Source organism: Kribbella sp. NPDC059898, assembly GCF_042730855.1.
Classification (GTDB): domain Bacteria; phylum Actinomycetota; class Actinomycetes; order Propionibacteriales; family Kribbellaceae; genus Kribbella.
The window spans coordinates 168,294-189,072 of sequence record NZ_JBHWKR010000004.1; the positions used below are offsets into that span (position 1 = coordinate 168,294).

At 70.0% G+C, this 20,779-nt stretch carries 19 protein-coding genes; 10 read left to right on the plus strand and 9 right to left on the minus strand.

Features of this window, described 5'->3' with window-relative positions; genetic code table 11:
• Positions 1 to 446: 446 nt before the first annotated feature.
• From ACFV9C_RS14830 to ACFV9C_RS14855, 6 genes are read left to right on the plus strand one after another with little or no spacing between them, the layout of a single operon-like run.
• Positions 447 to 1,619, plus strand: coding sequence for a TIGR03364 family FAD-dependent oxidoreductase (locus ACFV9C_RS14830; protein ID WP_380193850.1), 1,173 nt, complete (start codon positions 447 to 449; stop codon positions 1,617 to 1,619).
• A complete protein-coding gene (locus ACFV9C_RS14835) occupies positions 1,616 to 2,296 on the plus strand; it encodes a phosphonatase-like hydrolase (protein ID WP_380193852.1) in 681 nt (226 codons plus the stop codon). The genes ACFV9C_RS14830 and ACFV9C_RS14835 overlap by 4 nt, the downstream gene beginning before the upstream one ends.
• Entirely contained in the window at positions 2,293 to 3,318 is a 1,026-nt protein-coding gene (locus ACFV9C_RS14840) for a 2-aminoethylphosphonate ABC transporter substrate-binding protein (protein WP_380193854.1), read from the plus strand. The genes ACFV9C_RS14835 and ACFV9C_RS14840 overlap by 4 nt, the downstream gene beginning before the upstream one ends.
• On the plus strand, positions 3,315 to 4,346 hold the full coding sequence (locus ACFV9C_RS14845) for an ABC transporter ATP-binding protein (protein WP_380193856.1): 1,032 nt from the start codon (positions 3,315 to 3,317) through the stop codon (positions 4,344 to 4,346). The genes ACFV9C_RS14840 and ACFV9C_RS14845 overlap by 4 nt, the downstream gene beginning before the upstream one ends.
• Positions 4,346 to 5,164, plus strand: a complete 819-nt coding sequence (locus ACFV9C_RS14850) for a 2-aminoethylphosphonate ABC transporter permease subunit (RefSeq protein WP_380193857.1) — start codon at positions 4,346 to 4,348, stop codon at positions 5,162 to 5,164. Before ACFV9C_RS14845 ends, ACFV9C_RS14850 begins: the two co-directional genes overlap by 1 nt.
• Entirely contained in the window at positions 5,148 to 5,939 is a 792-nt protein-coding gene (locus ACFV9C_RS14855) for an ABC transporter permease (RefSeq protein ID WP_380193859.1), read from the plus strand. Before ACFV9C_RS14850 ends, ACFV9C_RS14855 begins: the two co-directional genes overlap by 17 nt.
• Here ACFV9C_RS14855 and ACFV9C_RS14860 read toward each other — a convergent pair.
• The 3 genes from ACFV9C_RS14860 to ACFV9C_RS14870 are packed head-to-tail and all read right to left on the minus strand — an operon-like array spanning position 5,899 to position 7,753.
• A complete protein-coding gene (locus ACFV9C_RS14860) occupies positions 5,899 to 6,339 on the minus strand; it encodes an SRPBCC domain-containing protein (RefSeq protein ID WP_380193861.1) in 441 nt (146 codons plus the stop codon). The genes ACFV9C_RS14855 and ACFV9C_RS14860 overlap by 41 nt on opposite strands.
• Positions 6,329 to 6,655 carry an ArsR/SmtB family transcription factor gene (locus ACFV9C_RS14865; protein ID WP_380193862.1) on the minus strand — a complete coding sequence of 109 codons (327 nt, stop codon included), beginning with the start codon at positions 6,653 to 6,655 and terminating at the stop codon, positions 6,329 to 6,331. The genes ACFV9C_RS14860 and ACFV9C_RS14865 overlap by 11 nt, the downstream gene beginning before the upstream one ends.
• A gap of 33 nt (positions 6,656 to 6,688) precedes the next feature.
• Entirely contained in the window at positions 6,689 to 7,753 is a 1,065-nt protein-coding gene (locus ACFV9C_RS14870) for a class I SAM-dependent methyltransferase (protein ID WP_380193863.1), read from the minus strand.
• Positions 7,754 to 7,848: 95 nt separating this feature from the next.
• Here ACFV9C_RS14870 and ACFV9C_RS14875 point away from each other — a divergent pair, with 95 nt between their 5' ends.
• From ACFV9C_RS14875 to ACFV9C_RS14890, 4 genes are all read left to right on the plus strand, one after another.
• Entirely contained in the window at positions 7,849 to 10,548 is a 2,700-nt protein-coding gene (locus ACFV9C_RS14875) for an AAA family ATPase (RefSeq protein ID WP_380193865.1), read from the plus strand.
• A gap of 9 nt (positions 10,549 to 10,557) precedes the next feature.
• Complete coding sequence (locus ACFV9C_RS14880; RefSeq protein ID WP_380193867.1) at positions 10,558 to 11,742, plus strand: cytochrome P450; 1,185 nt, start codon at positions 10,558 to 10,560, stop codon at positions 11,740 to 11,742.
• Positions 11,743 to 11,806: 64 nt separating this feature from the next.
• Positions 11,807 to 12,436: a DedA family protein gene (locus ACFV9C_RS14885; RefSeq protein ID WP_380193868.1), complete on the plus strand. Its 630-nt coding sequence runs from the start codon at positions 11,807 to 11,809 to the stop codon at positions 12,434 to 12,436.
• Between the two features lie 75 nt (positions 12,437 to 12,511).
• Complete coding sequence (locus ACFV9C_RS14890) at positions 12,512 to 13,654, plus strand: hypothetical protein (RefSeq protein ID WP_380193870.1); 1,143 nt, start codon at positions 12,512 to 12,514, stop codon at positions 13,652 to 13,654.
• On the opposite strand, the gene ACFV9C_RS14895 is transcribed toward ACFV9C_RS14890, so the two are convergent.
• The 6 genes from ACFV9C_RS14895 to ACFV9C_RS14920 all read right to left on the minus strand — a co-directional run bounded on the left by ACFV9C_RS14895 (position 13,649) and on the right by ACFV9C_RS14920 (position 20,603).
• On the minus strand, positions 13,649 to 14,473 hold the full coding sequence (locus ACFV9C_RS14895; protein ID WP_380193871.1) for an acyltransferase domain-containing protein: 825 nt from the start codon (positions 14,471 to 14,473) through the stop codon (positions 13,649 to 13,651). The genes ACFV9C_RS14890 and ACFV9C_RS14895 overlap by 6 nt on opposite strands.
• A gap of 183 nt (positions 14,474 to 14,656) precedes the next feature.
• A complete protein-coding gene (locus ACFV9C_RS14900) occupies positions 14,657 to 15,079 on the minus strand; it encodes a hypothetical protein (RefSeq protein ID WP_380193873.1) in 423 nt (140 codons plus the stop codon).
• Between the two features lie 286 nt (positions 15,080 to 15,365).
• Complete coding sequence (locus ACFV9C_RS14905; protein ID WP_380193874.1) at positions 15,366 to 16,436, minus strand: hypothetical protein; 1,071 nt, start codon at positions 16,434 to 16,436, stop codon at positions 15,366 to 15,368.
• Between the two features lie 75 nt (positions 16,437 to 16,511).
• Positions 16,512 to 16,799: a 4a-hydroxytetrahydrobiopterin dehydratase gene (locus ACFV9C_RS14910; RefSeq protein ID WP_380193876.1), complete on the minus strand. Its 288-nt coding sequence runs from the start codon at positions 16,797 to 16,799 to the stop codon at positions 16,512 to 16,514.
• A 4-nt stretch (positions 16,800 to 16,803) separates the two neighbouring features.
• Positions 16,804 to 18,186: an MFS transporter gene (locus ACFV9C_RS14915; protein ID WP_380193878.1), complete on the minus strand. Its 1,383-nt coding sequence runs from the start codon at positions 18,184 to 18,186 to the stop codon at positions 16,804 to 16,806.
• Between the two features lie 29 nt (positions 18,187 to 18,215).
• Positions 18,216 to 20,603, minus strand: coding sequence for an ABC1 kinase family protein (locus ACFV9C_RS14920; protein WP_380193880.1), 2,388 nt, complete (start codon positions 20,601 to 20,603; stop codon positions 18,216 to 18,218).
• Between the last annotated feature and the right edge of the window lie 176 nt (positions 20,604 to 20,779).

The following is a 20,779-nucleotide window of genomic DNA, read 5'->3' on the forward strand; positions in this document are numbered from 1 at the left end:
CGGCTTCCGAGCCATCCTCCGCCCCTAAGCCCCACCCGGCGCTGTCCCCCTGAGCCGCGCCCCGCGCCGTCCTCCGCTCCTGAGCCGCGCCCCGCGCCGTCCTCTCCTCCGTCCTCCGCGCCTGAAGTGCGTCCCCCGCGCGGGTCTCCGCCCGCGAAAGGCGCGCCCTGCGCGCGTCCGCGCCGTTCTCCCCGCCCCGAAGGGCGCGTCACGCGCGGTCCTCCGCGTCGTCAGGTGCCGTGCTTCGCGGTTGGGGTGGATCGCTGGGCCATCACAACTGCGCCGCTCGGCGCGCTCGTGCGCTGCGGCGGGTCTCCACGGCTGGATTGTGATGGCGTGGCGATCCGCCATCCAACTGTTCCTCCGAGGTTTACCTGGTGGACCGGCGACCCGCCTGTGCTTTTCATTGGTCCGGACCAATGTTGGTCTTGACGAGAGGAGCGGATGTGCGGGTGGTTGTGGTGGGTGGTGGCGTGCTGGGCACGTTTCATGCCTGGCAGGCGGTACGGCGTGGGTACGAGGTGCTGCACCTCGAGCGTGAGCTTGAGGCGCGCGGCGCGAGCGTGCGGAACTTCGGGCTGGTGTGGGTCAGCGGTCGCGCCGACGGTGCCGAGGTGGAGCTGGCGCAGCGGGCCCGTGACCTGTGGGCCGAGGTGCCGGGGATCGGCGTGCGGACCGCAGGCTCGCTGACGGTCTGCCGGAGTGAGGCCGAGCTCGCGGTCGCCAAGGAGGCGGCGGCCCGCCCGGACGCGGCGGCGCGCGGGTTCCAGGTACTCGACGCGGAGCAGACCCGGGAACGCAACCCCGCGCTGAAGGGCGATCTGCACGGCGCGCTGTGGTGCGCCCGGGACGCGATCGTCGAACCCCGCGAGGTCCTGCCGGCGCTGCGGGCCGAGCTGGAGAAGTCCGGCCGGTACCGCTTCCTCGGAGGACGCGAAGTACGCAACGTCCGGACCGGTGAGGTCGTCGACGACCACGGCGACGTCCACGCGGGCGACCTGGTGTTCCTGTGTACGGGCGCCTGGCACAGCGGGCTGATCCGCGAGCTGACCGACGACCTGCCGGTACGCCGGGTGCGCCTACAGATGATGCAGACGGCGCCGCTCGACGACACGCTCACCACCGCGGTCGCGGACGGTGACAGCTTCCGGTACTACCCGGCCTTCGCCGGTCCCGCGCTCGGGGAACTGCCGCCGCAGGCGAAGGTGGCCGACGAGCACAAGATGCAGCTGCTGATGGTGCAGCGGACGCACGGTGGGCTGACGATTGGTGACACCCACGAGTACGACGAGCCATTCGGGTTCGACGTACAGACCGATCCGTACGACTACCTGCGCGGGGTGGTCGAAAGCATTCTCGGACGGGAACTGCCCGTGATCACCCAACGATGGGCCGGCGTGTATTCGCAGGCCACCAGCAATGAGGTGGTGGTGCGGCGGGAGGTTGCTTCGGGCGTGTATCTCGTGACCGGGCCCGGCGGACGCGGGATGACCATGGCGCCGGCGATCGCCGAGGCGAGCTTCGAGGCGATCGAGGGCGCACGCTCGCCGCGACCCGGATCCCCTGCAGGCGTTGACGACCTGGCTGGACGGGCGTCCGACGAAGGGGCGGGGCGATGATTCAGCTGGCGGTGCTCGACATGGCGGGGACGACCGTTGCCGACGACGGGCTGGTCGAGCAGGCGTTCACCGCGGCGATCGGGGCCCAGGGCATCGAACCGGGGACCCCGCGGTACGACGAGATGATCGCGCACGTCCGCGCCACGATGGGCGAGTCCAAGATCACCGTGTTCCGCGCGCTGCTCGGCGCCGAGGACGCGGCGCAGCGGGCCAACGCGGCGTTCGAGGCGGCGTACGGCGAACTCGTCGACGGCGGACTGGCACCGGTCGACGGGGCCGCCGACGCGATCCAGGAACTCCGGGACGCCGGGATCAAGGTCTGCCTGACCACCGGCTTCTCCGAGACCACTCAACACCGGATCCTGACCGCTCTCGGCTGGCGGCAGCTGGCCGACCTCACTCTCTGCCCGGCGCAGGCGGGCCGTGGCAGACCGTACCCGGACATGGTGCTGAAGGCACTCCTCGAACTGCGCGCCGACGGCGTCCAGAACGTGGCCGTGGCCGGGGACACCGCCTACGACATGACGACCGGGATCCGGGCCGGTGCCGGGATCGTGGCCGGCGTCCTGACCGGTGCCCACGGCAACGAACAACTGACCGCCGCGGGCGCTACGAACGTACTCGAGTCGGTCCGGGACCTGCCCGGCCTGCTCCTCGATCGAAGGCTGGAGAAGTGAAGGCACTCAAGACCCTGCTCGCGACCACCCTCGTACTGACCGTTGCCGCCGCCTGTGGCGGGACCGGTGCGGCCTCGACCACCGGCGACGGTGCGAAGAAGACTGTCACCGTCTACACCGCCGACGGGCTCGCCGACTGGTACAAGACCCGGTTCGACGCGTTCACCCAGAAGACCGGGATCAAGGTCCAGACCGTCGAGGCCGGCTCCGGTGAGGTGGTGTCGCGGCTGCAGAAGGAGAAGTCCAACCCGCAGGCCGACGTCGTCGTCACGCTGCCGCCGTTCATCCAGAAGGCGGACAAGGACGGGCTGCTGCAGAAGTACGCCGTACCGGGCGCGGACCACGTGAAGGGCGTCAAGGGCGACGACTACGTGACGGTCGTCGACAACTACCTGTGTTTCATCGCGAACGCCCAGGCCGGTACGCCGAAGACGTTCGACGACCTGCTCGACCCGAGGTTCAAGGGCAAACTGCAGTACTCGACGCCGGGGCAGGCGGGTGACGGTACGGCCGTACTGCTGCTGCTCCAGCATCTGCTGGGCAAGGACGGCGCGCTCTCGTACCTGAAGAAGCTGGAGGCGAACAACGTCGGGCCGTCCGCGTCGACCGGCAAGCTGCAGCCGAAGGTGAGCAAGGGTGAGCTGCTGGTGGCCAACGGCGACGTGCAGATGAACGCGGCGTCGATCGCCAACGACAAGTCGGCGTTCAGCATCTTCTTCCCGGCGGTCCAGGGCAAGCGGACGACGCTGGCGCTGCCGTACGTGATGGGGCTCGGTGCCGGTGCGCCGAACGCCGACGGTGGAAAGCAGTTGATGGACTACCTGCTGTCGACGGATGCGCAGCAGACGATCTCGAAGGACGCGTACGGGTTGCCGGCGCGGGACGACGTACAGCCGGCCGACGCGAACTTCACGGCGGTCCAGAAGGCGACCGACGGTGTCGAGGTGTGGCAGCCGGACTGGGCCGCCGTACTGACGGATCTGGACGCGGACGTCGCGGCGTACACGAAGGCTGTGGGATGACCGTTCAGCTCGAGGACGTGACGGTGCAGTACGGCCGCACGGTCGCGCTGGAAGGACTGGACCTGAGCGTCGCGGCCGGTGAGACGGTCGCGTTGCTAGGGCCGTCCGGGTCCGGGAAGTCGACCGCGCTGAAGGCGGTGGCCGGGTTCGTCCGGCCGTCCCGCGGGCGGATCCGGCTCGGCGGCCGGGACGTCACCGATCTCCCGCCGGCGCGGCGGGGGATCGGGGTGGTGGTGCAGAACTACGCGCTGTTCCCGCATTTGCGGGTTGCGGACAACGTGGCCTTCGGGTTGAAGGCGGCGCACAAGCCGAAGGCGGAGGTGACCGCGCGGGTTACGGAAATGCTCGACATGGTCGGAATGGCGGAATTCCGGACCCGTTTTCCGCGGGAGTTGTCGGGTGGGCAGCAGCAGCGGGTGGCTATTGCGCGGGCGCTTGCGATCAAGCCGCCCGTGTTGTTGCTCGACGAGCCGTTGGCGGCGTTGGACGCGCAGTTGCGTGCGGACATGCTGGGTGAGCTGCAGAAGCTGCGGCGGGAGGTGCCGGACATCGCGATCGTGTACGTGACGCATGATCAGTCGGAGGCGCTCGCGCTCGCGGATCGGATCGCTGTCATGCGGGACGCGCGGCTGGTCGATGTCGCACCGGCCGCCGAGCTGTACGCCGCCCCGCCGTCGGCGTTCACCGCGTCGTTCCTGGGCGGGGCGAACCTGCTGCCCGTCGAGGTTTCCGAAGGCGCCGTCAGGGTGGCAGGCCACGAGATCCCAGGATTGAAGGCAGAGCCGGGCAAGAGCTTGTTGTGTGTGCGGCCGCATGCAATTCGGCTGGGGGCGGATGCGGGGCTGGGTGGGCGGGTGGTGGGGGTGCAGTGGCGGGGGGACTCCAAGCGGGTTACCTGTGCTGTGGAGGGGTTGGGGGATGTGGTGGTGCGGGTGGATGTTGCGGCCGATCGGTGGGTGCCGGAGTTGGGGGCTTCGGTGGTGATGGGGTTGCCGGTGGAGGCTTGCAGTTTGGTGGTGGGGGACTGATGGCTGTTGAGGCGTTGGGTACCGCGCTGGTGGTGGATCGGGGGCGACGGCGGGACGGGAAGTGGTTGTGGGTCCTGCCGCCGTTGCTGGTGATCGCCGTACTGGTGGTCTATCCGTTGGTGCTGGTGGCGGTGGAGTCGTTGCCGGCCTGGGGCACGGTGGTCGGGTCGGCGGAGTTCCGCGACGCGCTGGTGCGGACCGTGCAGATCGCGGTCGGTTCGACGATCGGATGCCTGATCGTGGGCACGTTCCTGGCCGTCGTGATCAGCTTCGTACCGTTCCCCGGAGCGCGGGTGGTTGCCGGTCTGGTGGACACGATGCTGGCGCTGCCGTCGTTCCTCGTCGCGCTGTCGTTCACCTTCATCTACGGGAGTACGGGCATCCTCCGCGCGGGCGGGTTCCTCACCTCACCGTGGGCGGTGGTGCTGGCCGAAGTCACGTTCTACACCCCCTTCGTCATGAGACCGTTGCTAGCAGCAATGAGTCGCCTCCCACGCGCGCAGCTCGACGTCGCCGCCAGCCTCGGCGCGGGCCCCTGGCGGGTACTGCGGCAGGTGGTGCTCCCCGAGGTACGACCGGCACTGGTGGCCGGCGGCAGCCTGACCTTGCTGCTCACGTTGAACGAGTTCGGCATCGTCCTGTTCCTCGGGGCGAAGAACACCACCACGCTCCCGATGCTCGTCCACACCAAAGGCATCGTGATGTTCGACTACCCGGGCGCGTGCGTGATCGCCGTCGTCCAGATCGCGCTCTCGCTCGGCCTGTACGCCGTACTGCGCGCAGCGCTTGGAGGAGGCCGCCGTGCTCGTCTGGACTAAGTCGGGGAAGGCCGTCGTCTGGACCGCCTTCGCGGTCGTCTTCGGCGTACTCGTGCTGGCACCGTTCCTGGTCGTGATCGCCGCCGCGTTCGCCGGTTCGTGGAACGGCGTACTCCCGTCGGACCCGACCACCAGCCACCTTCAACAGGCCCTGTCCGGTGACGAGCTCGCGTCGCTCTCGGTCAGCCTGCAGACAGCGTTCATGGGCGGGCTGCTCGCGGTCGTGTTCGGCACCTGGGGCGCGCTCTCGGCCGCGAACACCCGGTTCGCCCGGCTCGCGGACGCCATGCACCATCTGCCGATCGCCGTACCGTCCGTGGTCGTCGGGCTCGGTCTGCTGGTCGCGTTCTCCCGGCAGCCGATCCTGCTGAACGGCACCAAGTGGATCGTGGTGATCGCCCACCTCGTGCTGATGGTTGCCTTCAGCTACGGAACGGTCGCGGCCGCCCTGCAGCGCGTCGATCCGTCGTGCGCCGATGTCGCCGCCTCGCTCGGTGCTTCGCCGGCGCGGGTGTTGTGGCGGGTCCGGTTGCCGATGCTGCTGCCCGCGATCGCCTCGGCGGCGGGGTTGTCGGTCGCGCTGTCGATGGGCGAGGTCGGCGCGACGATCATGGTCTACCCGGCGTCGTGGCGGACGTTGCCGGTGAGCATCTTCGCGTTGACCGACCGCGGTCAGGCGTTCGTCGCCGCGGCCGAGGCGGTGGTGTTGCTCGTGGCAACCGTCGTCCTTGTCCTCATCCTCGATCGGCTGCGGGGTCGGGCTGCGGAACGCTGAGCAGCCCGGCCAGGCGGTCGAGTTCGGGATCCCAGCCCATCCGGTGGTTCGCGGCGTCCTCGGCGGTCGCGAACCCGGTGTGGCTGAGCCGCATCCGGGTACCCTCCGGTACCTCGGTCAGCTCGACCTCGACCCGGGTCGGCGCGTCGTCGGTCCCGTCCCACTTCCAGCTGAACACCAGCCGGTTCGGCGGTTCGACCTCCAGGTACGTACCGCGCGCCACATGCGGGCCCATCTCCACGACGTACGCCCCGCCCTCGCGCACGTCCGCGTCGACCTTCAACGCGAGCTGTAGGTTCGGGCAGTACCACCGCGCCAGCAGCTCGGACCGCGTCCACGCGTCGTACACTCGTGCGATCGTTGCCGGAAGCACCCTTTCGATCCGGATCTCAGTGTCCATCGCCGTCCTCCCGTAAGAGCTCTTCCAACCGGTCAACGGTGTCGTTCCAGTACGACGTGAGGTCGCCGAGCCACTGTTCCACCTCGGAGACCGCCTCCCGCCGGAGCGAGCACACCACGGTCCGGCCGGCCCGCTCCCGCCGTACCAGCCCGGCATCGACCAGCACCCGGACGTGCTTGGTCATCGCCGGCGGCGTGAGCCGGTGCGGCCCGGCGAGTTCCCCCATCGTCGCCGGGCCGCGACTCAGCCGGCCCACGATCGCCAGCCTGGTCGGATCCGCGAGCGCCCCGAACGTCCGTGGCAGTCCAGTCAGCACACCCAATACTTCACCAATTGGTGAAGTGTCTTGTCAAGGGCGAACCTCGAAGACTAGGTTGAACGGCGTCTGCGCGACGGTCCGGAACCGGGTGAACCCGGCTGCCTTGGTCACGTCCCGAATCCGCGCCGGGCCGGCCTGCGTACCGAGTGCGAGGCCGACCGGCTGGGACAGCGAGGCCGGTGTGCAGAGCAGCGTGGAGAAGCCGTAGTACGCCCGGCCGACCGGGTTGAGGTTGTCCTCGACATGGTCCCCGGCCATCGGCTCGACCAGCATCCACGTCCCGTCCGGCGCCAGTGCGTCGCGGACGTGCCGGGCGGTCCCGACCGGATCGCCCATGTCGTGCAGGGCGTCGAACGTCGTCACCAGGCCGAACCCGCTCCCGCTGAACCGGTCCGCCGGCGCCACCTCGAACGACGTCCGGTCGCCGACCCCGGCGTCGGCCGCGCGCTGCCGGGCGGTCTCGATCGACGCCTGGTGGTAGTCGGAGCCGGTGAAGGCCGACCGCGGGAACGCCCCGGCCATCAGGATCGTGGACGCGCCGTGCCCGCAGCCGATGTCGGCGACCGTCGTACCGCGCTCCAGCTCGCCCACGACACCCTCCAGCGCGGGCAGCCAGCTGGTCAGCAGATTCGCGTTGTACGACGGCCGGAAGAACCGCTCGCATCCGATGTGGACATCGGACGTGTGCTCGTGCCATCCGATCCCGGCGCCGCTGCGGGCGGCCTCGATCGTCTCGGTGGCGTGGTTGACGGTGCCGAGCGCGATCTGGAAGAAGCCGGGCAGGTACGCCGGGCTGCTCGGATCGGTCAGTGCCACGGTCTGCTCCGGCGGCAACGTGTAGCGGCCGGAGGTCGCGTCGTACTCGACGAGCCCGCCGGCGGCCTGGGCGTTCAGCCACTCCCGCGTGTAGTGCTCGTCGGTGCTGGTCCGCTCGGCGAGCTCGGCCGGTGTCGCCGCGCCGTGGTCGGCGAGTGCCTGGTAGTAGCCGAGCCGGTCGCCCATCACCACGAGCGCCGCGTTCAGCGTCGCGCCCACCTCGTCGACAGCCTTGTAGACCAGGCCCATCAGCTTGTCGGCGTCAATCGCAACAGTCATCGCTCTGTCCCCCTTCGTGGGAATCGGTACGCCGAACGTAGGCAGCCGAGCCCGGCCGTCGCGTCAGGTGGGGCACCTGGTGGCACACTGCGAACATGCTGATCGGGCGGGATGCCGAACGCCGGGCGATCGAGCAACTGATCGCGGGGGCGCGGGTCGGAGCCGCGGGCGTACTGCTCGTGACCGGCGAGCCGGGCATCGGCAAGACCACCCTGCTGGACGAGGCCGCCGTACTGGCCGACGGACTGCAGGTCCTGCGCGCCCGCGGCACCGAGGCCGAGAGCGAACTGCCCTTCGCCGGACTGCTGCAGCTGTTGCGGCCCGCGCTGACCGACCTGGACCGGATCCCCGGCCCGCAGCGGACGGCGCTCGCCGCGGCGCTGGCACTCGGACCGGGCACGGCGGGCGCGGCCGACCGCTTCGCCGTCGGCGCCGCCACCCTCAGCCTGATCTGCCGGTACGCCGAGAACACGCCGGTCGTGCTGCTCGTCGACGACGCGCATCTCCTGGACCGGCCGTCCGCGGAGGCCGTGTTGTTCGCCGCGCGACGGTTGGTGGCCGACCCGATCGCGATGGTGATCGCGGTGCGCAGTCAGCAACTGCAGCCGTTCCAGGCCGACCTGCCGACGCTCCGGCTGGACGGGATCCCGCTCGAGGCCGCGCAGCAGATCATCCGGCACCTCCCCGCGGAACTGGTCGAGCAGTTGCACCACACCGTGGCGGGCAATCCGCTGGCGTTGCTGGAGCTCGCCGATGATCCTGATCGGCTGCTCCGGATACCTCCCGGCGTACCGCTCCCGGTCCCGGCGATGCTCGCGGAAGCCTTTGCCAGCAGGGCGAACGGGCTCAGCCGCGACGCGCGGACCGCCCTGCTGATCGCGGCGGTGGACGACCCGGAGCTCGGGGTCGTGTCCCGTGGGTGCGCCGAGGCCGGTGTCGACGTGGCTGCGCTGGCGGAAGCCGAGGCGGCCGGGTTGATCGCGATCCGCGACAGCCAGGTGCAGTGGCGGCACCCGCTGGTTCGGTCGGCGATCTACACCAGTGCCGACCCGACGGAACGTCGTACGGCGCATCAGGCGGTTGCCCGGGCGGCGCCCGACCCGGACCGGCGCGCGTGGCACCTGTCGGAGGCCGTCCTCGGCGCCGACGACGAGGTGGCGGCCGGGTTGGTCGTTGCGGCCGAGCATGCGGCGGCCCGGGGTGCGTATGCGGTCGCGGCGACGGCGTACGAGCGTGCCGGCCGGCTGAGCCGGGGATCGCCGGACGCCGCGGTCCGACTGGTCGCGGCCGGTGAAGCCGCGTGGTCGGCCGGGCAGGCGGAGCGGGCCGAGGTGTTGCTCGACGACGCGTTGCTGCTGCGGCCGCCGGCGCCGGTCGCGATCCACGTCCAGGCGATTCGCGGCGACATCGAGATGAAGTGCGGGTCGCCGCGGCGGGCGCGCGACATCCTGGTCGCGGCCGCGGCCGAGTCCACCGAACCGGACGTCGCCGTCGGACTGCTCGCCGATGCGGTCGCGGCCTGTCTGCAGTTGTGCGACACCGCCGCCGGACTCGACGCAGCCGGCCGGCTCGACAGTTTGCTGCCGGTGCTGGAGCGGCCGGGCGCGCGGATCGTCGGGATGCTGGCGAGCGGCGTCGCGAAGGTCCTCGCCGGCGGCAGCGGCGGAACGGACCAGATCCGCGACGCCCTCGCTCTGACGCCTGACGACGAGGCCGGCAGGGATCGGCGTCGGCAGTACTGGACGGTGATGGGGGCGTTGTTCCTCCGGGAGACCGGGACCGGGCGGGCGTTGCTGCAGCAGGCGATGCACGAACGGCGTGAACAGGTCGCGCTGGCGGCCCTGCCCGGGCTGCTGTTCCTGCTCGCCCGCGACGACGCGACGACCGATCGGTGGGCCGACGCCGAGGCGTCGTACGACGAGGCGATCCGGCTGGCACGGGAGACCGGTGAGACGACCGAAGAGGCGATGAACCTGGCCGGACTGGCCTGGCTGATGTCCCACCAGGGCAGGGCGCGGTCCCAGGAGCTTGCGCTGCGATGCCTGCGGATCTGCGCACAGCACGAGATCCACATCGGTACGACGTGGTCGCTGTTCGCGCTCGGCGACCTGGAGCTCGCCCGGGGCGACCCGGCCGCGGCGTTGCCGCAGTACGAGCGGCTGGTCGACAGACTGGCCGAGTACGGCATCAAGGATCCGGACCTGTCGCCGGCGCCGGAGCTGGTCGAGGTGTATCTGCGGTTGGGGCGTCCGGACGATGCACGGCGGGTGGCCCTCGAGCACTCCGTACTCGCGGAGGCGAAAGGGCAACCGTGGTCGCTGGCGCGCGCAGCCAGGGCGCTCGGGGAGGCCGGCGAGAGCGAGCAGGAATTCCTTGCCGCGCTCAGCCGGCACGAGCAGACGCCGGACGCCTTCGAGCTGGCCCGGACCCGGCTCGCGTACGGCGCCTGGCTCCGGCGGGTGCGGCGGCGGGTCGACGCACGGACCCAGCTCCGGCTCGCGGTGCAGGGGTTCGACCTGCTCGGTGCGCTCGGCTGGGCCGACCAGGCGGCGGCCGAACTCAAGGCGACCGGCGAGACCGCACGGCGCCGGGTGCCGAGCACCGCGGACGACCTGACGCCGCAGGAGCGCCAGATCGCCGTACTGCTGGTGGACGGGAACAGCATCCGGGAGGCCGCGGCCCGGCTCTTCCTGAGCCCGAAGACCGTCGAGTACCACCTGCGCAAGATCTACGCGAAGCTCGGCATCCACTCCCGCGGCGAGCTGGCCGAACACCTGGCCTCGGGCCGAACGTAGGCTGGCCGCATGCGCCAGCCGTTCACCGAGGTCAGTGGCATCGCCCGGCACTGGGGGTTCGAGGACCTTGCTTCCACCGGGCCCGTGCAGCGGTTCACGATGTTCACCGGTGTGCCGGTGCAGCTCGTCACCGGGTACGCCGAGACGCGTGAGCTGCTCGCCCATCCGGACGTGGTGCGGTCGTCGATGGAGGGTCCGCACCGGGACACGGTGATGGACGACCTGATCGCGAGCACCGAGCTGCACATGCTGAACCTGAACCCGCCGGACCACACCCGGCTGCGGAAGCTGGTCGCGGCCGCGTTCACCCGGCGCCGGATCGAGGCGCTCGAGCCGCGGATCCGCGAGATCGCCACCGGCCTGCTCGACGAGATGGCCGGCGCGGACGCTGGACCCGTGGACCTGGTGAACGCGTACAGCTATCCGCTGCCGATCACCGTGATCTGCGAGCTGATCGGCATCCCCGCGGTCCGCCGGGACGACTTCCGCCGCTGGTCGTCGGTGTTCGTGAACGCGGCCGTGCACACCCCGGAGGAGTACGTCGAGGCGATCACGCTGATGCGCGAGTTCGTGCACGACCTGATCGCGCAGAAGCGGCAGGCGCCGACCGGCGACCTGCTGTCCGGGCTGATCGCCGTCCAGGAGGACGGTGACCGGCTGAGCCAGGACGAGCTCACGTCGATGGTGTTCCTGCTGCTCGCGGCCGGCCACGAGACCACGGTCAGCCTGATCAGTAACGGAGTACACGCTCTGCTCCGGCATCCGGACCAGCTCGAGCTGCTGAAGTCCGAGCCCGAGCGGCTGCCCGCCGCCGTCGAGGAGCTGCTCCGGTACGACGGCCCGCTGCAGGCCGCGATCCCGTACGTCGCCCGCGCGCCGATCGACGTCTCCGGGCGGCGGATCGAGGCCGGCGAGGTGATCGTGTTCGCACTGCTGCCGGCGAACCGGGACGTGCGGAAGGTGGAGCGCGCCGACGAGCTGGACATCACCCGCTCGGACTCGGCGCACCTCGCGTTCGGGCACGGGATCCACCACTGCCTCGGCGCTCCGCTGGCCCGGCTGGAGGGGCGGATCGCGCTCGGGATGCTGTTCGAACGGTTCCCGCGGCTGCGGCTCGCCGTACCGGCGCAGGACCCGCCGCGGCACCCGAGCTTCCTGATGAACGCGATCCGCGAACTGCCCGTGCTGCTCTGAACATCGGGTGAAATGACATCGATGGGATTGCGGCGATCTTGACCGGCAATGGCATCCTTTCGGGGTGACGGAGTTGATGGAGGTCGCGCGGCACCTGCTGAGCATCGCGATGCAGTCGCACTGGCTGCTGCTCATCCTGTTCGTCGCCGCCGCGGTCGACGCGGTGTTCCCGGTGGTGCCCAGCGAGGGCATGGTGATCACCGCCGGCATGGCCGCGGCCGCCGGCCACCAGAACCTGCCGCTCGTGATGGCGGTCGCGATGGCCGGCTCGGTGATCGGCGAGTCCTTCTGCTACTTCCTCGGCCGCGGCTCCGGTCCGGCGCTGCACCGCTGGATGAAGCGCCAGGAGCGCCGCCAGCAGCTCTACGACAAGGTCTCCGGCGCGCTGCACAAACGTGGCGGGCTGATCCTGATGACGGTCCGCTACATCCCCGGCGCCCGGATGGTCGCGACGCTGACCGCGGGCGCGACCCGGTACTCGTTCAAGAAGTTCCTGATCTTCACGTTCTTCGGCGTGACGATCGCGTACACGTACGTCGCGATGCTCGGCTACCTCGGCGGCGACGCGTTCGCGCACGACCAGCTGAAGGGGCTCGCGTTCAGCCTGAGCCTGGCCGCGGTGATCGGTCTCGTCGTCGAGACGTCCCGCCGGATCGCGAACCGGCGGCGCGCCGCGAAGGTCACGGGCGCCTAACGATCCCCGCGCGGGTTTGCGCGCGGACGCGTGTCCCGGGCCAACCTTTTCGCCGATCCGTGCGTCAGTAGACAAGTGGTGAGGCCTGGGGTGAACCTCGCGGCCGTTGCGGTTGTCGTCGCGGCGGTCGTCGTCGGGTGTGCCGACGTACCGCCGGACGGCGCTCCGAAGCCCAGCAAACACACGGTCCCCATGACCGGGGTGACGCCGACGACGAAGCCCACAACTCCTTCGATCACGCCGTCGACGGGGAGGCTCCCGGCTGCGGCGCCGGTGCTGCGGTCGTTCCCGGCGCGGCTGCCGAACGGGAAGCCGCCGCTGTTCGTGGTGGTCTCCTTCGACGGTGCGGGCGACCTCGGGCTCTGGGCGCACTGGCGCGCCGTCGCCAAGCAGGTCAACGCGCGCATGACCTTCTTCCTGTCCGGGCCGTACCTCTACCCGGAGGACCACCGCACCGACTACAAACCGCCGTACAAGAAGCCTGGCGCGTCCGACATCGGCTGGGGTGACACCGCGAACATCCTCGGCCGGACGACGGTACTGCGGGACGCGATCGCCGAGGGCCACGAGATCGGCACGCACGCGAACGGGCACTTCTGCGGCACGAACGGCATCGGCCGCTGGACCACGGCGCAGTGGACCGCCGAGCTGAACGCGTTCGACCGGATGGTCCGGACTGGGCCGACGCTGGCCGCGGGCAAGGCCGTCGAGCCGCCGTTCGACCCGTCGACGGTGAAGGGCATGCGGACGCCGTGCCTGGAGGGCAACCGCGCCGCGTACCGGGCCGCGATGGTCCGCCGCGGCATGCTGTACGACGCCTCCACGCCCGGCTACCTCGCGTGGCCGAAGAAGGAGAACGGCGTCTGGAACTTCCCGCTCGAGTCGGTGCCGCTCGCCGGGACGAAGAAGATCACGCTGACGATGGACTACAACCTCTGGTACTCGCAGACCAAGGCGAAGCGGGCGCCGATCGCCCAGGCGCCGGCGATGAAGGCGCAGGTGCTCGCGACGTACCGGCAGACGCTGGCCAAGTCCCGCGCCGGCGACAACCCGCCGCTGTTCCTCGGCAACCACTTCAACCACTGGAACAACAGCGTGTACTCCGACGCGCTCACCCAGTTCGTGCTGGAGACGTGCAAGCAGCCCGACGTCCGTTGCGTGTCGAACATGGAGCTGGCCAGCTGGCTCGCGAAGAACGGCGTACCAGCGCGGTCATAGCTCCAGGTAGCCGAACCCGCTCTGCCAGGTGCCGCCGTCCTTGATCCGCCCGACCACGAGCCGCTGCAGCGTGGTGTCCTGCGGCAGCTCGTCGAGGTGGTCGGTGCCGTGCGTACGGAACGTGAAGAAGATCGCGCTGTCCTGGCTGTCGACCGGCGTCCCGTACTGCGTGAACCGGCGGCCGAACTTCACCATGTTCGAGTCCTGCGGCAGGTGGTCCAGCAGGTACGGGTCGATCAGCCACGACCAGAGCGTCGCGATCCGGACCGGGTGCTCCGGGAAGTACCGCGGGAAGAACTCGCGCGCCTGCCGCAGGCTGTCGTCGACCAGCTCCGGCGTCAGCGGGCCGGTCTCCGGGATGTGTACGCCGATCACCCACTCGCCGGTCGCGACGCCCGGAACCGGGTCCTTCTCGGTGACCTCGTAGATCATGTACTGCAGCCGGCCGAGCGAGTAGATCTGCCCGTTCCAGAAGTGCCGCAGCCACCAGTGCGTCTCCAGGCCGTAGTCACCGTGGGTACGCCGGTTGACCTTGAGCTGCTGCCCGAGATCCGCGAGCGAGGCCCAGCTGACCTCGTCCGGGATACCGCGCCCGGCGTGGAACCGGCGGATGTCCGGCACGGTGTCGAGGTACGCCTGCACCGAGTTCCGCGGGTCCTCGGGGAACATCGGCTCAGGCTCCTGCCCGAGCTTGCCAACCGCGCCGCGCAGCTGGCCGACGAGCTCCTTCACCGCCACCGGATCCGGCGTGAACACCTCGGCCGCCTCCCGATCAAGCCCCGAAAACCCCAGCAGCCGGTACTCCTCAGCAGTCGTCACCGCTCAACGGTAACCGATGTAGGAGGGAGAGGGGGAGGAGGGGAAAAGAAGAACAGCAAGGAGAACGGAAGGAAAGAACAGCGAAAAGAAAAATAGAGTGGGAGTTGGGTGCCTGGTTGGGTTCGGCGGTCCGGTGCCGGTCGCCGTGTCAGAAGAGCAGATCAGAGTGGTTGGCGCGCAGGTCTACTTGATATGCATGCCGGCCGCTTCGACTGCTTTGTGGAGCTGACCGATGGCACAGAATGGTTCGCCGGCCAACTCCCAGACGGCAATCCCGCGGACCTCGGCGGGAGCAACCAGGACGCCGACAGTTTCACCGTGCGAGGTGGCCAGTTCGGGCCAGGGGCGGTTGAGTTCGGACATTGCGTCCGACTGAAGTTGGTATGCCGCGAATGCGCAGGCCTGCTCGACGCCGCGGCCTTCGACAGCAAGGGGAAACTCATGTTCACCCGCGACCAGAATGAGGTCGTCACCAGGTTCCCCGGTCCAGGCAGGATCGACCTGGAACTTGACCTCCGCAAGGCCGGTGCCGGCGAAGTCGGCGTTCAGCCGATCGGCCACGAATGCCTGCGCGGCGGCGGCACCGTTCTCGGTCGAGGTATCCATACAAGCTCCCAGTTCGTGAGTCAGACTAGCTTGCACCTGATGAAGAACTGTTGCACGACCGCCCCCTTGGTGTTGTACGAGGTTCCGGTGGCGTCGGCGTTCCGGGCGCGCCGATCGCCACCGACCCACTAAACTCGGTCACGCACCCAAATCCCGACTCTATTTTGTTTCTATCTTTGATCTTTCCTCGGGGAGACTCCTGGGCAACCCTCTGCTTGTTTCCCTTTTCTTTCTCTTCTTTCCCGAAATCGTCCTTAAGTCTTTCCTCCTCTACATCTCCTCTCCGTCAGCGTTCTTCGGCTAGGCCGAGGTAGAGGATCTTTGGGTTGGCGGGGTTGAAGGCTAGGGAGGGGATGCCGTCGTTCTTGTTGTGTTGTTTGGTGAGGGCTCCGGTGGAGGGGACGAAGCGGTAGAGGTCGGCGCCGAAGTTGGCGAAGGACGTGCCGTAGCTGAAGTAGAGCAGGTCGGGGTCGACCGGGGAGGCCCACATCCGGTTGCCGTTGATCAGGTCGGCGCGGCTCTGGTCCAGGACCTCGCGGAACTTCAGTCCGCCGTCGTCGGACTGCCAGATGAACCGGGTCGAGCGGTCCCGGTCGTACCCCTCCAGCCACACCTTCGACGGGTCCGCCGGCGAGATCGTCAGGCTGAACGCGTTCACCCGCTCCACTGCCCGCGCCCGCGTCCAGCTCCGGCCGCCGTCGTACGTCGTGTAGACGCCGTCCGACATTACCCCGACGACGATGTGGTCAGGGTTCCGCGGGTCCACCACCGCGTCGTACAGGAAGAGATCGGCAGCCGCCGGTACGCCGACCCGCTGCCAGGTCGTGCCGTCATCGGTGGAGTCGTAGATCTGCCCGTCCGTCGACACCGCACGCAACCGCCCGGCGCGGGCGTCGAGCGCCGCCAAGCCGTTCCACTCGACCGGCCCGAGCGTCGCGGTGACCTGTGAGCCGTGGATGCGGTAGATCGGCTGGTCGTTGACGCTGTAGACGTACGCCGAATCGCCCGGCCCGGCCTGGACGTCGTACGTGCTGAGATCGTCGGGCGACTTGTCCAGCAGCTGCCAGCTGCACCCGGCGTCGCTGGACCGCTGGATCGACCGCTGGCCGATGCTGATCAGTGTGTTGGGCTCCTGAAGGGCGGCGACCTTCGCGTACGTGACGGCCTGCAGGGTGCCGGTTGTGTTCGCGAGGACCTGGCCGTCGGTGTCGGTGAAGGTCACCGAGCCGTCGCCGTACACCTTTCCGCAGTGTGGACGGTTCCAGGACCAGCCGGGGTCCGCGGCGTCGGCGTACGCGGGAAGCAGGGTGAGGAGGGCGGTTAGGGCGCTGGTGATCGCAAGGCGGCGTGAGGTCATCCCTTAGATGTAAGGGCTTTCGGGTACGCCGATCCAGCGCCTGCCGTGGCCGACAGGCGCCATGACGGAAAGCGGTCAGGCCGCGGCGGTGTCGATGTGCCGCGCGAGCACGAGGTCGTCGTCGGTGAGCCCGCCGGCCTCGTGGCTGCTGACCCGGAACGTGATCGTGGTGTAGCGGATGTCGATGTCCGGATGGTGGTTCATCGACTCGGCGAGCTGCGCGACAGTCGCCACCAGCCGGATGCCGTCCAGGAAGTTGTCCCTCGTGACGCTGCGGACCAGTTCGCCGTCCACGACCTTCCAGTTCGGCAGGTGGTCGCGCAGTGCGAGATCGATCTGGTCGTCGGTCAAGAGGTCAGCCATGCGCTCACTCTAGACCTATCCGTTTGGTGGCGAGCAGACCTGCGGCTGCGGCGACGGCGCCCGCGGTGATGATCGTGCCGAAGACCCAAGGCCGTGGGTTGTCGGCGTTGAAAGCAAGGAGGGTGCCGCTGATCGCGAGGCCGGTGGCGATGCTCATCGTGGACGCCATCTGACCGGCGCTGGAGTTGCGGCCGGAGTTGTTCTGGTCCGAGAGGTCCAGGGTCAGTACCGACAGGCTGGACGAGCTGAGGCCCATCCCGATGCCCGCGAAACCCCAGCCGATCAGGCCGAACCACGTCGTCGCGCCGGTCCACGCGAGCAGCGAGGTCACGGCCAGCCCGACCGTCATGAACGCCAAGCCGGTCCGCAGTACGGCGACCCGCGCGAACCCGTGCTCCCGGCCCTGCAGCCACGACCCGAACGCCCAGCACACCCCGGTGATCGACAACGTCACGCCGGCCTTCGACGGGCTGAAGTGGTGCTGCAGCGTGAGCAGCAACGGCAGGTACGCGCCGACGCCGGCGAATGCGGCGCCGCCGAGTCCGCGGACCGCGACCACGGCAGGGAACCCGCGACGGGCGCTGAACGTGCCCGCGGGCATCACCCGGACGGCGGCCCGTCCGAGGACCAGGAGAGCGACGAGTACCGCCGTACCGCCGAGCACCGGGTGTGCTTGGAGGTGGTCACCGGCGACGGTCATCGTGAATAGCGCGACCGATGCGGCGAGCGCCCAGGGGAGCGCCGCGCGCCAGGCCGCCAGCTCGGCCGCGTCCTCCGCGGTGCGCTCCGGCGCCGGTGCGCCGGCGGACTGGCGCATCGCCGGCCGGAGCAGGAGCCAGCTCGGGACGAGCAGCGCGACCGCGCCGAGGAACACCCAGCGCCAGCCGAACTGTTCGGTGACGACACCGGTCAGCACCGGCCCGAGCACCGACGGCAGGATCCACATCGCGGCGAACAACGAGAACATCCGCGGTCGCAGTACGGCGGGCAACGCCCGGGCCACCAGCACCATGAGCGACACGTCGAGCAGGCCTTCGGCGAGACCGCTGAGCAGGCGGCCGGCGACCACCATCGGCATCGCGGCCGCCGTACCGACGAGCAGCTGGGCGAGCGCGAACGAGATCGCGCCGGCCCGCAGCGTCGGGATCGGGCCGCGGCGGTCGGACCAGAGGCCGGCGATCGCCAGCGAGATCAGGTAGCTCGCGTTCGGGGCCGCGTTCGCGAGGCCGAAGCTGCCGAGCGCGTCGAACTCGCGGACCATCGTCGGCAGCGCCGTACCGACCGCGCGGTTCTCGAACGCGCCGAGCGTGACGAGGCCGATCACCCCGAGAACCAGGGGGAGGTGTTGTCCGGTGAAGAGCTTGGGGCGGGCCTCGGTGACGGTCATGCCCGCTATCGTCGAAGTTGAAGTGAGGTTTAAGTCAAGCGATTACCTGGGAGGCGGAAGATGAGCACCAGGACGCGGAGCACGAGGACGGCGCAGATCACCAGCAGGTTGTAGCCGAACAGCTGGAACAGCGACATCGACTCGGTGATCTTCGGGCCGCCAGGGGTGCCGAGCAGGAGCACAGCCATGATGCCGGCGGTGGCGCCGAGGATCACCAGCAGCACCTGGTGGAGCAGCCCGGTGACGTGCCGGCGGTCGCGTTCGTCGGCGAGCAGCCGGACGTTCACGCCGAGCCGGCCGCTCTCCGCGGCGGCCGCGATCCGGTCGATCCGCCGGGGGAGGCGGCGCAGCATCGGGAGCAGGTGGGCGAGCTCCTCGGTCGCCGTACGGCGGAGTGAGTCCGGGGCGAGGCGGTCGATCACGTGCGCGCCCGCGAACTGGCGGGACGCTGCCACCAGGTCGAAGCCGGGGGAGATGCGGGAGATCGTGCCCTCGATCGTCGCCAGTGCGCGGAACACCGCGGCGACCTCCGGGGGTACGCCGAGCTCGTGCGAGGTGATGATCTTGAACAGGTCGTTGAACATCGCCGGCCCGAGCGCGACGCCGGCGGACAGATGCTTGGTCATGAACTGGCCGACGGAACGCTCCAGCGAGCGCTCGTCGATCACGTCCGGGCGGTAGACGATCTCCAGCAGCGCGTCGGCGGCCGCGACCGGGTCGCCGTGGTCGATCGCGAGCAGGAACCGCTGCAGGGCCTCGCGGGTGGCCGGGTCGAGGCGGCCGACCGAGCCCAGGTCGAGCATCCCGATCCGGCCGTCGGTGAGCAGCAGGAAGTTGCCCGGATGCGGATCCGCGTGGAACACCCCGTCGATCGCGACCTGCCCGAGCAGACAGTCGAACAGGGTGCGGCCGAGACGGACCGGGTCCAGCCCGCGGTCGGCGATCGCTTGCCGGGCGTTCCCGAGACCGATGCCGTCGAGGCGCTGCATGGTCAGCACCCGGCGGGTACTGCGCTCCGGGTACAACCGCGGTACGACGAGATCATTGCTGGCGGCAACGGAACGTCCGGCCGCGACGGTGGTCATGTTGCCCGCCTCGACCGTGAAGTCCAGCTCCTCCCGCATAGCATCCGCAAACCCGTCAGCCAGGGCGCGAACCCCCATCACCCGCCCCCAGTCCGTGTTCCGCTCCAGCAACCGCGCGAGCCGCCGCACGATATCCAGATCCCGCTCCACCAGCCCCCCGATCCCCGGCCGCTGCACCTTCACCACCACCTCAACCCCACCGACCGGCCCAGCCGCGCCTCCGGCGCGGGAAGCAGAGGAGGCAGCGCCCGCCGGGGTGGTGGCGGCGCCTGCCGGGGTGGTGGCGGAGGCGCCTGCCGGGGTGGTGGTGGCGTCTGCCGGGGTGGTGGCGGAGGCGTCTGCCGGGGTGGTGGTGGCGTCTGCCGGGGTGGTGGCGGAGGCGTCTGCCGGGGTGGTGGTGGCGGCTGCCGGGGTGGTGGCGGCGCCTGCCGGGGTAGCGGAGGCGGCGCCGGCCGTGAAGGTGGTGGAGGCGGTGCTCGCCGTGGAGACGCCCGGCTGCATGGCCCCGTCCTCGGTCGCCGCCCCGTCCTCGGCTGCCGCCCCGTCCTCGGCTGCCGTGCTGTCTCCGGTCGTCGGGTCCGCCTCCTCCATCCTGTGACCGGTGGGTCCTTCGGGGAGGCGGGCGGTGTAGACCTGGGCTACCGAGGCGGCGGCCAGTGGGGTGGGGTTGAAGTCGGCGTACAGGTGGTTGAGGGGGGCGCCGAGTTCCTCCACGAGGACCTGTTCGACGGCCGGCCAGGGGGCGGGGGTTACCTGGTCCTGGAGACGGCTCAGTTCGGTGGCCACGGATGCCGGGATGAGGTCGCTGCGGGTGGAGAGGACCTGGCCCAGTTTGACGAACGTGACGCCTGCCTCGTCGAGAGCGAGGCGGAGGGAGCGGGCCAGTTCTGCCTGGCCGGCGGCGTTCTCGCGGCCGGGGCGGCGGCGGCCGCGGAGGTACGGGCCGAGGCCGTGCTTGATCGCGATCCGGAGGATCTGCAGGTAGCGCCGGGTGCGGGCGATCCGGCCGCTGACGTCGCGGCGCAGATCGCGGGCCCGGGGCAACGACCCGGTCGGCACCAGCGCCTCCGCGAGGACCAGGAACACCAGCCCGGCGACCATCGACACCAGCGCGATCAGCGCCATGTACGCGACCGCGGCGCCGTTCGACCCGGTCCACGGCGGCGTACCGACCATCGCGACCGCCAGCGGCCCGGACACGCTCAGCGTGATCAGCGCACCGACTGCCAGCCGCCCGAACCCGAACCGCACCCCGAGCAGCCGCTGCGCGATCGGCACGAAGATCACCATGAACAGGACCAGGTTGGTCAGCCGCAACACGACAACGTCCATGCCGGGAACCCTAGGCGTTCTCCCGCCCCGCTCGACTCCCCCACGCGAGGGGTTGCCCCCTGAGCTGGAGGGTTGCCCCCTCGAATTCCCAGTGGGCAACCCTCCAGCTGAGTGGATACCCCCGCAACTGGAGGGTTGTGCACGAATGGGCGAGCCCCCGGGACCAGGCTTCTTGG